This is a genomic window from Dactylosporangium sp. NPDC050588 (assembly GCF_040654975.1).
Classification (GTDB): domain Bacteria; phylum Actinomycetota; class Actinomycetes; order Mycobacteriales; family Micromonosporaceae; genus Dactylosporangium; species Dactylosporangium maewongense.
Window position 1 is genome coordinate 62,818 of sequence record NZ_JBFAJA010000052.1, and the last position, 14,132, is coordinate 76,949.

Sequence of the window (14,132 nt, forward strand, 5' to 3'; positions counted from 1 at the left end):
TCCTGCCGTGCCAGCCGCTCCTGTACCTTCAGCCACCCCCCGGCCGTCGCCGTCTCCACTGACCCCGGCTCGCTCGGCGTCACCTCCGTCGGCCCCGACCGGCCCCGGTGCGCTTCTCTCACCCGCGCCCGGGCCGTCGCCGCCTCCACTGCTCGCGGCCCGCCCGGCGTCACCCGGATCCGCCCCGACCCGCTCCGGTGCGCTTCCCCCAGCCGCCGCCCGGCCGCTGTCGTGCCGCCCAGCAGCGACTCCCTCGGCCGCGACTCCCTCGGCCGCGACCAGCCCGGCGCCGACCCGCTCGGCCGCGCGCTCGTCGTCGTCGGCTCGGCCCGGAGCGGCGGCGGCCAGGTCCGATGTGGTGGCGGCCAGGTCCGACGTGGTGGCGGCCAGGTCCGATGTGGTGGCGGCGCGGCCAGTTGTGGCGGTGGTGCGGCCGGTGGCGGCGGCGCGGTCCCATGTGGCGGCGGGGCGGTCGGTGACGGCGGCGGGGCGGTCGGTCGTGGCGGCGGTGAGGGCGGCGCGGGCGTCGGCGAGCGAGGCGACGTGGCCGGCCCGGTCAGCCAGGCACCAGCGGATCTCCGCGAGGAGCCGGTGCGCGTCGGAGACCTCCGCCGGGTCCGACGCGCGGCGCAGCCAGTCCGCGGCGTGCCGCTCCGCGACCGTGAACCGGCCCGCCACGAACGCGGCGAGCGCGCCGGCCCGGAGCAGCTCCCGGCGGTCGGCCGCCGACGGGGTGCCCGCGTCAGGGGCGCGCAGGCCGAGGTGGACCAGGTCCAGGGCGGCGTCCGGCAGGCCGGCGGCCAGGTTGGCGTGCGCTCCCCGTACAGCAGCGGCAGACGCCTCATCGAGACGGCCCAGCGCCGCGGCGTGCCTGGCCAGGGCGGCGTCGTCGCCCAGCTCGACGGCGAGGGTCCGGGCCAGGCCGTGCACCCGGGCCCGCTCGCTCGGCAACGCGCTGCCGGCCAGGGCGTCCCGCAGCAGCGGGTGCCGGAAGCGCAGTGGACCCGCGGGGGCCAGGTCAGGGGCGATGACCAGCATCCCGAGGTCCAGCAGGCGGCGCAGGGCCGGCTCGATCTCGCCCTCGCAGACGTGCACGAGGACGTCGGTCTCGACCGGGTCGCCGAGCAGCGCCGCGGCGCGGGCCACCCGCCCGACCAGCGCCGGCTCGCCCGCCAGGGGCTCGACCAGCAGGCCGGCGACGTGCGCGGGCAGCGTCGCCCCGGCCTGGTCGCCGCGGGCGGTGACGGCGCCGGCCAGGTCGCCGCGGGCGGTGAGGAGCTCGGTCAGCCAGAAGGGGTTGCCGCCGGTGCGGGTCAGCATCGCCCGGACGGTCTCCGGCGGCGGCGCGGCGCCGCGGTGCGCCTCGATCAGCTCGGCGGTCTCGCGCGCGTCGAACGGCGCCAGGTGGACCCTGACCACCGACGGCGCGCCGCCGAGCCGGCGCAGCGTGCGGGCGGCGGCCGGCGCGAACGCGGCCTCCTGCGGCGGCCGGCTCGTCACCAGCAGCAGCGCGGGCAGCGCGGCGGCCGCGGCGAGCTCGCCGATGAGCGTGAGGCTGGCCGGGTCGAGGTCGTGCAGGTCCTCGACGACGAGGACGCCGCAGCGCCCGTCGAGCAGCCGGCGGACCACGTCGACGGCGGCGCGCAGCATCGCGGCGGGCGCCAGCCGGGTGCCGCCGCCCGGGGCGGGGGAGCGCTGCGCGAGCTCGGCCGGCACGCCGCCGTCGAGGGGGTGACCACTGAGGACGGACGCCAGCCAGTCGTGCGGTGCCGCGCCGAGGGTACGGGCGGCGCCGGCCAGCACGACCGGTGGCGGCGGGTCGAGGCGGTCGAGCGACTCGGCGACGAGCCTGCTCTTGCCGCTGCCGGCCTCGCCGGTGACCAGCACGACCCGGGGCGCGGACGGGGCCGGGGACGCCGGCCGTCCCGTCGCGGGCAGGCCGGTCGGGGGCTTCAGGGGCTGCAGGGTCTTCCAAGCACCCGTGATCTCGGCGAGCTCCAAGGCTCGTCCGATGAACGGGGTGGCGGGCATGCGGCCACGATACGCACAAGTGCGTACAGACGCTGTGTGTGTCGATCGGGGACGCTGGCGGGCATGGAAGAGTCGCAGCCGCGCCCCCTGACGCTGGAATGGGCCGCCCGGACCGAGGTCGGGATGGTCCGCAGCACCAACCAGGACTCGATGTTCGCCGGTGGCAGGCTCCTCGCCGTCGCCGACGGCATGGGCGGGATGGCCGCCGGCGACGTCGCCAGCCGGCTGGCGATCGAGGCGATGACCCCGCTGGATGAGGAGTTCGCCGGCAGTGACCTGCTGACCGCCCTGCGCACCGCCGTCTCCGACGCCAACCGGCGCATCCGCGACGAGGTCGAGGCGGACCCGGAGAAGCAGGGCATGGGCACGACCCTGACCGCGATCCTGTTCTCCGGCGACCGGGTCGGGCTCGTCCACATCGGCGACTCCCGCGCCTACCTGCTGCGCGGCGAGGAGTTCTCGCAGGTGACCCGCGACGACACCTACGTGCAGATGCTCGTCGACGAGGGCCGCATCACGCTCGACGAGGCCGCGACCCACCCGCAGCGGTCCCTGGTCAGCCGGGTCCTGCAGGGCCAGCCGACCGACCCGGTCTACTCGGTGGTCCCGGCGCGGGCCGGCGACCGCTACCTGCTGTGCAGCGACGGCCTGTCGGGCGTGCTGCGGGCGGAGACGATCGAGGAGGTCCTGCGCGAGTACGACGACGTCGGCGAGTGCGCCGACCGGCTCGTCGACCTCGCGATGCGCGGCGGCGGACCGGACAACATCACCGCGGTCGTCGGCGACATCGTGGGCGACGACGTGCCCGAGCGGAGGGGCCTGCGGCACCGGCTGCGGACGTGGCTCGGCCGCGACGAGGTCAACGGCGCGCGGCTGCCGGCCTGACCGCCGCCGGGATCCGGACGGCGTCCGGGGTCCACGCGGCGACCCGCTCGGCGGCGGCCACGGTCACGCGGTCCGGGGTCAGCCGCAACAGGGTCCGCACCATCGCGCCGGTGAGCCGGCCGCGCGCACCGGCGAGCCGGCCGACCTGCCACGACCGCCGTGCGACGGCGGCCACCCGGGGGCGGCGCTGCTGGTCGTACACCTCGAGCGCGACGGAGACGGGAGCACCCTTCGGCAGCAGGAGCGCCAGGGTCACGGCATCCTCCAGGGCCTGGCAGGCGCCCTGACCGAGGTTGGGCGTCATGGCGTGCGCCGCGTCGCCGACCAGCGCCACCCGCGTGCCGAAGCGCATCGGGGCGACCGGGTGCAGGTCGAGCAGCGGGTGGTGGGACAGCTGGCCGGGGGCGGTCGCGGCGAGCAGGCGGGGGATCGGGTCGTGCCAGCCGGCCAGGGCGCCGGTGAGCTCGGCGAGCTGCTCGGCCGGTGCGCCGGTGCGCGGCGGGCCGGGCGCGGCGGCGTACCAGTAGACGGTGCCCGGACCGGTCGGCGCGTACCCGAAGCGCCAGCCCTTCGGCCCGGTGGTCTCACCGCCGCCGTCGACGTCGCCCTGGACGACGGCCCGCCACGAGACCTGGCCGCTGTCGCGGATGCGGACCTGCGGGGCGTACGCGGCGCGGACCGCGCTGCGGATGCCGTCGGCGCCGACGATCAGGTCGGCGTCCAGGGCCTCGACCCCGGCGACCCCGGTGACGTGATGTCCCGTGTGGACGGTCGCCGGCAGGCCGTCGAGGAGGATCTCGTGCAGGTCGGCGCGGTGCAGCACGACCGGCGGCTCGGGCAGCCGGACCCGGCTGAGCGGGCGGCCGTCCCAGGCGCGCAGCCCGCCGCCGTGGATCCGCCCGCCGGCCCGCTCGACGGCGTCGCCGACGCCCAGGTGGTGCAGCGCCCGCATCGCGTTGGGCCACAGGGAGATGCCGGCACCGACCTGGGACAGGTCCGGCCGCCGCTCGAGCACCGTGACGTCCCAGCCCTGCCGTCCGAGCCCGCGGGCGGTCGCCAGCCCGCCGATACCGCCGCCCACCACGATCGCGCGCATGGCCGTCTCCTTCCGATTTCCGTCTTCCGACTGCCGACTTCGTTGGAATTGCTACAGGTGTAGTAACTCCAACGAAGACGCTACACCTGTAGCATCGCCGTGTGAACGTTCGTGACGCGGATCGCAAGACGCTCCTGGCCGACGCCGCGATCGAGGTGCTCGGCACCGGCGGGGTCCGGGCGCTGACCCACCGGGCCGTCGACACCGCCGCCGGCCTGCCCCAGGGCACCTGCGGCTACCACTTCCCGAGCCGTGCCGCCCTGCTGACCGCCGCGCTGACCCGCATCGCGGCCCTGGACCTCGCCGACGCGTCCGGCGCGGACCTTCCGGCGGTGCTGCGCGGCTGGGTGCTCGGCGACGCGGCCCGCACCCGGGCCCGCTTCATGCTCATGCTCGACCCGCAGGCCCGGGCCGAGCTGGGCCCCTCCGCGGCCGACCTGGCCGGCGGGTTCGTGCAGCGGGCGGTGGAGCTCTTCGGATCGCAGGACCGCGCCCGGCTCGCGATCGCCCTCATCGACGGGCTGCTGCTCGACGAGCTGACCCGCGGCACGGTCACCGACGAGCAGCGCCGGGCCCGGCTCGCCGCCGTCCAGGAAATTGTCACAACCCACCGATAACCTCGGGCGGCCCGGATCGTTGACCGGTTTGAGCACGAATCCCCCAGTGCTCGCCCTCTCGCGAAAGCGACACGACCGTGGTCAGCAACCCGCGCATGTTCTGGCTCGTCCTGGTCACCGCGGTCGCCGCGTTCAGTGCCGCGGCCTCCGCCGGTCCGGTGCTGTCCTTCGGCGCCGTCGCCGCCGGTGTCATCGTGGGCTCGCTCGTCCACGCCGTGTCGCTGATCCGCCTCGCGCTGCGCATCCACCACGGCCGCAGCGACTTCGGCCCGTGCCGCGGCGCCGGGTTCCTCGGCATGGGCGCCCTGTTCACCGGCGTCGGCGTGGCCGTCACCGGGTTCGTCGCGCTGACCACGTCCACCGCCGCGCCCGGCGTCGCCGCCGCCGTCACCACGCTCGTCGCCGCGCCCACGTTCCTGCTCGGCCTGCTCCTGCTGCCCGGCACGGCCCCCACGGTCCGCGCCCGGCTGCGCCGCCTCCTCGACGGCGCCGGCATCGGCGTCACCCTGTGCTACAGCGTCTGGGTCCTCGCCGCCGCCACCTCCGTCCTCACCGGCCCGCTGCCCCTCGCCGTCGCGGTCACCTGCTGCGTCTCGGTCTCCGTCGCCGTCGTCGCCGGGCTGCGCGCCGTCCGGCACCGCCCCGCCGCGCTCGCCTGCGCCGGCGGGTCCGCGCTGTCGATCGTCGGGCTCGGCCTCTTCACCGTCCTGCTCGCCGAGCTGCGCCGCCCCGGCGAGCCGTTCGGCCCCGGCGCCGGCTGGGTCTCCGCGGGCCTCGCCGTCGCCGGGCTCGCGCTCGTCGCCGGCCCGTTCCTGATCCTCGCCGGCGCCCGCCGCGCCGACGACGCGCCGACCCGCCCGCACGCCGCCGACGCCGGTGGCACCCTCGCCGGCTATCCGCTGCTCTTCGGCCCGGCCCTGCTCGCCGTCGCGGTGTCGGTGACGCACCTGCTCACCGGCGGCCGGTTCGACCCCGTGGCCGTCGGTCTCGGCGTCGCCGCGGCGGTCGCCGTCGCGTGCCGGGAGGGCCTCGCGGCCCGCGACATCCGGCGGTACGCGCGAACCCTCGCCACCCGGGAGGCGCACTTCCGGGCGCTCGTCGCCGGCTCCACCGACGTCGCCATCGTCCTGGACGCCGAGCTCGTCGTGCGGTGGCAGTCACCGGCCGCGGCCCGCCAGTTCGGCCTCTCCGACCAGGACGTCCTCGGCCGCCCGCTCACCGACCTGCTGCACCCCGCCGACGCGGGCACGGCCGGGGACGCGCTGCGGGCCGTCCTCGCCGGCCGCCAGCACGTGCTGCTGCAGGCCCGGCTGCGCGACGGGTTCGGCCGCTGGCGCGACACCGAGTCGACCATCAGCGACCAGCGCGCCGCACCCGAGGTCGCCGGCGTCGTCGTCCACGTCCGCGACGTCGGCGACCGGGCCCAGCTGCAGCGCAGCCTCGACGAGGCGACCTGGACCGACGACCAGACCAGGCTCGCCAACCGGCGCCGGTTCCTCGCCGCCGTCGCCGAGGCCCACCGCGCCCCGGCGGCCGAGGCGGGCTGCGTGCTCGTCGCCGAGCTCGACCGCTTCGAGAGCGTCGCCGACCTGCACGGCCCGACCGTCGCCGACGCGGTGCTCATCGAGGCCGCCCGCCGGCTGCGCGCCGCCGTCGGCCCGGAGGACCTGCCTGCCCGCCTCGCCGGCGCCGGCTTCGCCGTGCTCACCGGCGCGCCGCTCGTGCACGCGTTCGCGCTCGCCACCCGCGTCGCCACCGCCTTCGCCGAGCCGTTCCACCTGCCCGGCCACACCGTCCACCTCACCGCCGACGTCGGCGTCACCGACCTGCACGGCGCGGGCCACCCGCACGGCGCGGCCGGTGCCGAGGACGTCCTGCGCCGCGCCGACATCGCCCGCCGCCGTGCCCGGCAGCTGTCCCGCGGCCGCGACGGCGGCCGGGTCGAGTGCTACGACGAGTCCTTCGAGGCCGCCCTCGTCCGCCGCACCGACCTGGAGCAGCAGCTGCCCGGCGTCGTCGGCCGCGGCGAGCTCGACCTCGTCTTCCAGCCCGTCGTCGACCTCGGCTCCCGCCTCCCCGCCGGCGTCGAGGCGCTGCTGCGCTGGCGGCACCCCCGGCTCGGCGTCGTCCCGCCGCACGAGTTCCTGCCCGTCGCGGAGGAACTCGGCCTCGCCGACGAGCTGGGCGAGTGGGCCCTGCACCAGGCGTGCCGGCAGCTGTCCCGCTGGCGCGCCGACGGCCGCGACCTGTGGATGTCCGTCAACGCCTCGGCCCGCCAGCTCGCCGCCCCCGGCTGGCTGGCCACCGTCGCCACCGCCGTCGACACCCACTGCGTCCCCGCCGAGTCCCTGATCATCGAGGTCGCCGAGGCCGCCCTGCCCGACGACGCCGGCGCCGTCGAGCAGCTCGCCGGCCTGCGCGCCCTCGGCGTCCGCACCGCGATCGACCACTTCGGCACCGGCCCGACCGCCCTCGCCCACCTGCGCCGCCTCCCCGTCGACGTCCTGAAGATCGACCAGGTGCTGTTCAGCGAGCCCGCCGGCCAGCGCGCCCCGGCCACCCCGATCGTCGACGTCGTCGTCGGCCTCGCCCGCCGCCTGGGGATCGACGTCGTCGCGTGCGGCCTGGAGACCGAGTCCCACGTGGACGTCGTCCGCGCCGCGGGCTGCCGGCTGGGCCAGGGTTACCTGCTCAGCCGGCCCGACCACGCCGAGCATGTCGAGGCCTACCTGGAGCGCCACCGAGCCAGACTCTTCTGACCGCGGCGGGGATACATGGCGGGGCGCCGCTGCTCTACCGTGATCATCCATGGCCATGCAGTTCGAGTACGCGGTGCCCCAGCCGCCGCGCAGGAACACCACCCTGCGGACCGTGCTGATCGTCGTCGGCGTGCTCGCCGTGCTGTGCTGCGGCGGTGGCGGCGTCGGCGCCTACTTCCTCTTCAACAAGGTCGCCGACTCGACGTCGGCGGCGCGGGCGGCCGCCGAGGCCTACGTCGGCCACATCGAGGCCGGGGACTTCGCCGCCGCGTACGGGCTGGCGTGCGCCGCGACGCGCGGCACCAACACCCAGGACGACTACGTCGCGGCCCTGAGCAGGCAGCCGAAGATCCAGAGCCACAAGGTCGTGGGCACGTTCATCCGGAACGTCAACGGCAAGACCTCGGCGGACATCACGATGGACGTGGTGTACGCCGAGGGCTCGACGAAGCGGTACGTCTTCACCCTCGTCAAGGAGGACGACGCCTGGAAGGTGTGCGGCGTGCCGTCCTGAGCCGCCGCTAGTAGTCGGCGGCGCGGGGGCGCGGCGGCGCGTGCAGGGTCAGGATCAGGTCGAGGACCAGCGCGGTCCACCCCGTCTGGTGCGCCGCCCCGAGCCCCGCCCCCGTGTCGCCGTGGAAGTACTCGTAGTACAGCAGCAGGTCGTGCCAGGCGGGGTCGTTCTGGAACAGCGGGACGTCGCCGAAGACGGGCCGGCGGCCGGAGTCGTCGTCGCGGAAGAGGTTGACCAGGCGCCGCGACAGGTCGTCGGCGACCGCGGCGAGGGTGGCCATCTTGCCGCTGCCCGCCGGGTACTCCACCTGCAGGTCGTCGCCGAAGAACTCGGAGAAGCGGCGGACCGCCTCGATGAGGATGTAGTTGACCGGGAACCAGATCGGCCCGCGCCAGTTGGAGTTGCCGCCGAAGAGGCCGCTGGTCGACTCGGCGGGCTCGTAGCCGACGGTGTAGTCCGCCTCGCCGATGTGCACGGTGAACGGCTCGTCCTTGTGGGCGCGGGACAGCGTCCGCAGCCCGTACGGGGAGAGGAACTCCTCCTCGTCGAGCATCCGCTGCAGGATGCGGATCAGCTGGTCGGGCCCGACCATCGACAGCAGGCGCAGCTGCTGCCCGCCGCGGCTCTTCTTCGCGCCGACGACGTCGCCGTACTCGGGCTTGTTGGTGAGGAACCAGCGCAGGCGGGCCGCGACGTCGGGCAGGCGGCGCAGCGTGGAGGAGCCGATGATGGTGGTCGCCGTGAGCGGGAGCAGGCCGACGACGGAGCGGACCTTCAGCGGGATGCGCTGCCCGTCGGCGGTGCGCAGCACGTCGTAGAAGAAGGCTTCTTCCTCGTCCCAGAGGCCGAACTCGTAGGCGGCGTCGGCGATGTACGCGAAGTGCTCGAGGAACTTGGCGGCGATGTCCTCGTAGACCCGGTCGTGCACCGCGAGCGCCAGCGACATGTCGAGCATGTTCAGCGCGTACATCGCCATCCACGCCGTGCCGTCGGACTGCTCCAGGCGGCCGCCGACGGGCAGCGCCGCGGACCGGTCGAACGGGCCGACGTTGTCCAGGCCGAGGAAGCCGCCCTCGAAGACGTTGTTGCCCTCGGCGTCCTTGCGGTTGACCCACCAGGTGAAGTTGAGCAGCAGCTTGTGCAGGACGCGGGCGAGGAAGTCGAAGTCCTTGGAGCCGTCGATCGCGAAGACGCGCAGCGCCGCCCACGCGTGCACGGGCGGGTTCACGTCGCCGAACGCCCACTCGTACGCCGGGATCTGCCCGTTGGGATGCATGTACCACTCCCGCAGGAGCAGCAGCAGCTGGTCCTTGGCGAAGCCGGGGTCGACGCGGGCGATCGCCACGCAGTGGAACGCCAGGTCCCACGCGGCGTACCACGGGTACTCCCACGGGTCCGGCATCGACAGCACGTCGCAGCTGTTCATGTGCCACCAGTGGCTGTTGCGGCCGTGGCGGCGGCTGTCCGGCGGCGGCTCGGAGACGGGGTCGCCCTCCAGCCAGCGCGCGACGTCGAAGTGGAAGAACTGCTTGCCCCACATCAGGCCGGCGACGCCCTGCCGGACGATCATCGCCTCCTCCGGGGTGGCGGTCGGCGGCACGAGGTCGGCGAAGTAGGCGTCGGCCTCGGCCAGCCGCCGGGACATGGTCATGTCGAAGTCGGCGCGCAGGTCGGCGGGGGCGAGGTCCTTCGCGCCGGGCGCGTTGAGGTTGAGCCGCAGCCGGATCTCGTGCGTGCCGCCCGCGGGCACGGAGATCAGGTAATGCAGCGCCGCCTTGGTGCCGACGAGGTCGGGGTTGACCGTGTCCTTGCCGTGCAGGATGTGGTCGTTGATGCCGTCCTTCGGGTATTCGCGGCCCGGTTTGCCCCAGATGCGGTCGCCGTTGGTCTCGTTGTTGCAGAACAGCGGCCGGGGCGCGCCGTCGCCGGTGAGCGCGAGGCGGCCCAGCAGCCGGTGCTCGGCCAGCAGGCCGTTGTCCTTGACGCGGATCTCCGGCTCGTAGTCGCGGCCGGGCAGCCCCCACGCCCACGTGTTGCGGAACCACAGGGTCGGCAGCAGGTGCAGGGTCGCCGGTTCGGGCCCCATGTTCTTGACCGTGATCCGGATGCACATGTCGGTCGGGCCGGCCTTGGCGTAGTCGACCTCGACGGCCCAGTAGCGGTCCTCGTCGAAGATGCCGGTGTCGACCAGCTCGTACTCGGGCTCGTCCCGCCCGCGGCGGCAGTTCTCGGCGACCAGGTCGTCGTAGGGGAACGTCTGCTGCGGGTAGTGGTAGCGCCACTTCATCCACGAGTGCGTGGGCGTGGAGTCCAGATACCACCAGTAGTCCTTGACGTCCTCGCCGTGGTTGCCGAGGTCACCGCCGAGACCGAACATCCGCTCCTTGAGGATCGGGTCCTTGCCGTTCCACAGGCCGAGGGCGAAGCAGAACGTCTGGCGGTCGTCGCAGATGCCCGCCATCCCGTCCTCGTTCCACCGGTACGCGCGGGAGCGGGCCTGGTCGTGCGGGAAGTAGTCCCAGGCCGTGCCGTGCGGGCTGTAGTCCTCCCGGACCGTGCCCCAGGCGCGCTCGGACAGGTAGGGCCCCCAGCCCCGCCATGGGCGCTCCCCGCTGTCGGCCTCGGCGAGGCGTCGGCGTTCGGCGTTCCCATCGTCCTCGATCACGAAGTCATTCTCCGTCGCAGATGTTTCGCTCAAGTTGAGCGCGGTCCTCGTGTTGCGTTTGTGGCTTTTGTCAGTCCACCAATCTTGCCTTGATCAATAATCCTGTCGCGAGTCACTCGCGTCCTGCCACTCCTTGCCACCAAGATTGTGCCCATGGTGGTGTTCGGTGCGCAGGTATGCGGTGATTTGTCGGTAGGGGCGGAGCGTGAGTGGCTGGTCCCTGACGGTACCGGCGGCTATGCGATGGGCACCGTCTCCGGGTTACGAACCCGCAGGTACCACGGCCTTCTGGTGGTCGCCGAGCCCGGGCAGCCGGCCCGGCGGCACCTCGGCCTCGCCGCGCTCGACCCTGTCCTGACGCTGCCGTCCGGCGCCACTGTGTCTCTCGCCACGCACGAGTGGGACGGCGGTGTCGTCAGCCCCGAGGGCCACACCCTCCTGGAGCGTTTCGAGCTCGTCGACGGCCTCCCGCGGTGGCGCTGGCGGATCGGGCCGGTCGTCCTGGAGCGCGGTCTCGCCATGGTCCACGGCAGTCCGCACGTCGGCGTCGTGCACCGGCTGCTGAGCGCGCCCGGCCCGGTCACACTGACACTCAAGGCGCTCGTCACGTGGCGCGACGCCCACGGCGAGCGGGGTGCTTCCGGTCCGCCGCCGGTCGTCGCGTCATCCGGCGACGGTGCCGTCGTCGAGCGCGCGTTCCGGCTGCACGGCCCTTCCTGGGAGCCGGGCGGCCAATGGTACCGGGGTGCCTATGCCCGCGAGGAGGCCGCCCGCGGGCTCAACGCGACCGAGGACCTCTGGTTCGCCGGCCAGTTCCGCGCCGAGTTGCGCACCGGCGAGGCCCTCGAGGTCGAGGCGTGGGCCGGCGACGGCCAGCCCCGCGGCGCACAGCGGATCATCGGCCGTGCGCAGGAGCGCGGCCGTGCCCTGGTGCACGACGCTTCCGACGCGGTGGATGCCGCTCTGGTACTGGCGGCCGACGCGTTCGTCGTCGCCGGTGCGCAGGGCGCGCCGGACGTCGTCGCCGGGTACCCGTGGTTCGGCACCTGGGGCCGCGACACGATGACCAGCTACGAGGGGCTGTTCCTGGCGACCGGCTGGTGCGACGAGGGCCGCGAGCTGCTGCGCGCCTACGCCGCCACCCTGTCCGAGGGCATGCTCGCCAACACCGCCGACACCGGGCAGACGGAGTACAACACCGTCGACGGCACCCTGTGGTTCCTGCACGCCGTCGAGCGGCACGTCACCGCCACCGGCGACGAGGACCTGGCCCGGGAGATCCTGCCCGGCCTGGAGCAGGTGGTCGCCGCGCACGTCGCCGGCACCCGCTACGGCATCCGGGTCGACGCCGCCGACGGCCTCGTCACGCAGGGCGCCCCCGGCGTCGCGCTCACCTGGATGGACGCCCGCGTCGACGGCGTCCCCGTCACGCCGCGGGCCGGCAAGCCCGTCGAGGTGAACGCGCTGTGGATCAACGGGCTCGCCGCCGTCGCCGGGCTCAAGGAACGGCTCGGCGGCGACGCCACCGGGCTGCGCCGGCTCCGCGAGCAGGCCACGGTCAGCTTCGGGGCACGCTTCAGGATCCCGCACCCCGCCGGCGGGCGGGACGCGGCGCCGCTGTTCGACGTGGTCGACGGCCCGGACGGCGACGACCCGTCGATCCGCCCCAACCAGCTCCTCGCCTGGAGCCTGCCGCACGCCCCGCTGCGCGGCACGCCCGTGCCGGCGCGGCTGTCCGACCTGCTCACGCCGCTCGGGCCACGCTCCCTGGCGGCGGACGACCCGGCCTTCACCGGCGCGCACCGCGGGTCGCCCGGCGACCGCGACCGCGCCTACCACCAGGGGACCGTGTGGCCCTGGCTGATCGGCCCGTACGTCGACGCGGTCCGGCACGCTCCGGGCGGCGACGACCGGGAGCTGCTGGCCGGTATCGAGGCACACCTGGATGAATGGGGCGTCGGCTCGGTCAGCGAGACCGCTGACGGACAGGCGCCGCACCGGGCGACAGGATGCCCGTTCCAGGCCTGGTCGGTCGCGGAGAGCCTGCGCGTCCGACGGAATGTCGGCTGACCGTTACACCCTAGAAATGAGATTTGCCTCCCTGGTAACCCTCGCCCGGCAGGATGAGTCTCAAGCCCACCCACCGTGTCACACGCGAGACCGATTTGCGTGTGTCAGCGTTGGCGCGCGTGGGTAACAGGGCGGGCGTTTTTGATCGACAACTCAACTGTGGGGGCGGCCACGTGGACCAGACCATCGGCAAAGCGGCGACACCGATGAGAATTCTGATGCTCTCGTGGGAGTACCCACCCGTCGTCGTCGGCGGGCTGGGAAGGCACGTGCACGCCCTCGCCACCTCGCTGGTGACTGCGGGCCACGAGGTCACCGTCGTGACCCGGCACGCGCCCGGCGCTCCCCTGGAGGAGTACGCCGAAGGCGTCCGGGTCGTCCGCGCGGCGGAGGACCCGCCGCTGTTCCCCCTGGCGACCTCCACGCTGCTGGCGTGGACGATGGCCTTCAACCACACCCTGACCCGGGCCGCCCTGCGCGCCGCGGCCACCGGGGAGTACGACCTGATCCACGCCCACGACTGGCTGGTCACGCACACCGCCGTGACCCTCAAGGAGTGCCTCGACCTGCCGCTGGTCGCGACCATCCACGCCACCGAGGCCGGCCGGCACCAGGGCTGGCTGCCCGACGAGATGAACAAGTGCATCCACTCCGTCGAGTGGTGGCTCGGCCACGAGGCCTGCCGGGTGGTGGTCTGCTCCGAGTACATGCGGTGGGAGGTGACCCGGCTGCTGGACCTGGCGCCCGCCCGCGTCTCGGTCGTCGCCAACGGGGTCGACTCCAGCGTCTGGAAGGCGCCGTCCCGCGCCGTCAACGCCGCCCGCGCCCGCTTCGCCGGCGAGGGTCCGCTCCTCGGCTACGCCGGCCGCCTGGTGTATGAGAAGGGCGTGCAGGACCTCATCGCCGCCCTGCCCGAGCTGCGCGCCCGGCACAACGGCCTGCGGGTCGTCATCGCCGGTGACGGCCCCCACCGGGCAGAGCTCCAGGAGGACGTGCGGCGGCTGCGGCTGCAACGCGCTGTCAGCTTCGCCGGCTTCATGGGGGAGGGCGAGCTGCCCGCGCTCATGGCCGCCACCGACGCGCTCGTCGTGCCGAGCATCTACGAGCCGTTCGGCATGGTGGCGCTCGAGGGTGCCTCCGCCGGCGCGCCCCTCGCCGTCGCGGCGACCGGCGGCCTCGCCGAGATCGTCCAGCCCGGCGAGACCGGCGTGACCTTCCCGGCGAAGACCCCGGACGCGCTCGCCGCGTCCGTCGGCACCCTGCTGGACGACGAGCCCTTCGCCCGCCGGGTCGCCCAGAAGGCCCGCACGATGGTCGGCCAGAAGTACGGCTGGTCAACGATCGCGGCCAACACCGCCGACGTGTACCGCACCGCCATCACCGAGGCGCCCGGCTTCGCCGCGAGGCAGGCCGCCGCGGTGCTCGAACACGGACGGCCGCAGATCGTCGTGCCGGACGGCAACCTTCTGACGATCTGAGTCGCGACTCGAACGGC

General features: G+C 74.5%; 8 protein-coding genes and 1 pseudogene. 6 read left to right on the forward strand and 3 right to left on the reverse strand.

All coding sequences use genetic code 11. The features are described 5' to 3' along the window. On the reverse strand, nucleotides 1–2,031 hold a 2,031-nt coding region (locus tag AB0I21_RS32475), incomplete at its 3' end, for an AAA family ATPase (RefSeq protein WP_360566889.1). Between the two features lie 63 nt (nucleotides 2,032–2,094). Between AB0I21_RS32475 and AB0I21_RS32480 the strand changes: the two are divergent. Then, nucleotides 2,095–2,817, forward strand: a pseudogene (locus tag AB0I21_RS32480) (protein phosphatase 2C domain-containing protein); the annotation flags it as partial. A gap of 73 nt (nucleotides 2,818–2,890) precedes the next feature. Here the strand turns inward: AB0I21_RS32480 and AB0I21_RS32485 are convergent. Further along, on the reverse strand, nucleotides 2,891–4,012 hold the full coding sequence (locus tag AB0I21_RS32485; RefSeq protein WP_360566891.1) for an FAD-dependent oxidoreductase: 1,122 nt from the start codon (nucleotides 4,010–4,012) through the stop codon (nucleotides 2,891–2,893). A 101-nt stretch (nucleotides 4,013–4,113) separates the two neighbouring features. Between AB0I21_RS32485 and AB0I21_RS32490 the strand changes: the two genes are divergently transcribed. The 3 genes from AB0I21_RS32490 (at nucleotide 4,114) to AB0I21_RS32500 (ending at nucleotide 7,902) form a co-directional block, all read left to right on the forward strand. Beyond that, complete coding sequence (locus tag AB0I21_RS32490; RefSeq protein ID WP_344512919.1) at nucleotides 4,114–4,629, forward strand: TetR family transcriptional regulator; 516 nt, start codon at nucleotides 4,114–4,116, stop codon at nucleotides 4,627–4,629. Nucleotides 4,630–4,724: 95 nt separating this feature from the next. Then, nucleotides 4,725–7,388 (forward strand): EAL domain-containing protein, encoded by a 2,664-nt coding sequence (locus AB0I21_RS32495; RefSeq protein ID WP_360566892.1) that lies wholly within the window; start codon nucleotides 4,725–4,727, stop codon nucleotides 7,386–7,388. Nucleotides 7,389–7,437: 49 nt separating this feature from the next. Beyond that, nucleotides 7,438–7,902 (forward strand): DUF4878 domain-containing protein, encoded by a 465-nt coding sequence (locus tag AB0I21_RS32500; RefSeq protein WP_360566894.1) that lies wholly within the window; start codon nucleotides 7,438–7,440, stop codon nucleotides 7,900–7,902. 7 nt (nucleotides 7,903–7,909) lie between these two features. On the opposite strand, the gene AB0I21_RS32505 is transcribed toward AB0I21_RS32500, so the two are convergent. Further along, entirely contained in the window at nucleotides 7,910–10,567 is a 2,658-nt protein-coding gene (locus AB0I21_RS32505) for a glucosidase (protein ID WP_360566896.1), read from the reverse strand. A 147-nt stretch (nucleotides 10,568–10,714) separates the two neighbouring features. Between AB0I21_RS32505 and AB0I21_RS32510 the strand changes: the two genes are divergently transcribed. Next, entirely contained in the window at nucleotides 10,715–12,637 is a 1,923-nt protein-coding gene (locus tag AB0I21_RS32510) for an amylo-alpha-1,6-glucosidase (protein ID WP_360566898.1), read from the forward strand. Nucleotides 12,638–12,843: 206 nt separating this feature from the next. Next, complete coding sequence (locus AB0I21_RS32515) at nucleotides 12,844–14,115, forward strand: glycosyltransferase family 4 protein (RefSeq protein WP_360566900.1); 1,272 nt, start codon at nucleotides 12,844–12,846, stop codon at nucleotides 14,113–14,115. The last annotated feature ends 17 nt before the right edge of the window (nucleotides 14,116–14,132 follow it).

Coding starts and splice junctions, on each gene's coding strand:
- AB0I21_RS32485 (WP_360566891.1), bottom strand. CDS start 4,012: ATGCGCGCGATCGTGGTGGGCGGCGGTATCGGCGGGCTGGCGACCGCC.
- AB0I21_RS32495 (WP_360566892.1), top strand. CDS start 4,725: ATGTTCTGGCTCGTCCTGGTCACCGCGGTCGCCGCGTTCAGTGCCGCG.
- AB0I21_RS32500 (WP_360566894.1), top strand. CDS start 7,438: ATGGCCATGCAGTTCGAGTACGCGGTGCCCCAGCCGCCGCGCAGGAAC.
- AB0I21_RS32515 (WP_360566900.1), top strand. CDS start 12,844: ATGAGAATTCTGATGCTCTCGTGGGAGTACCCACCCGTCGTCGTCGGC.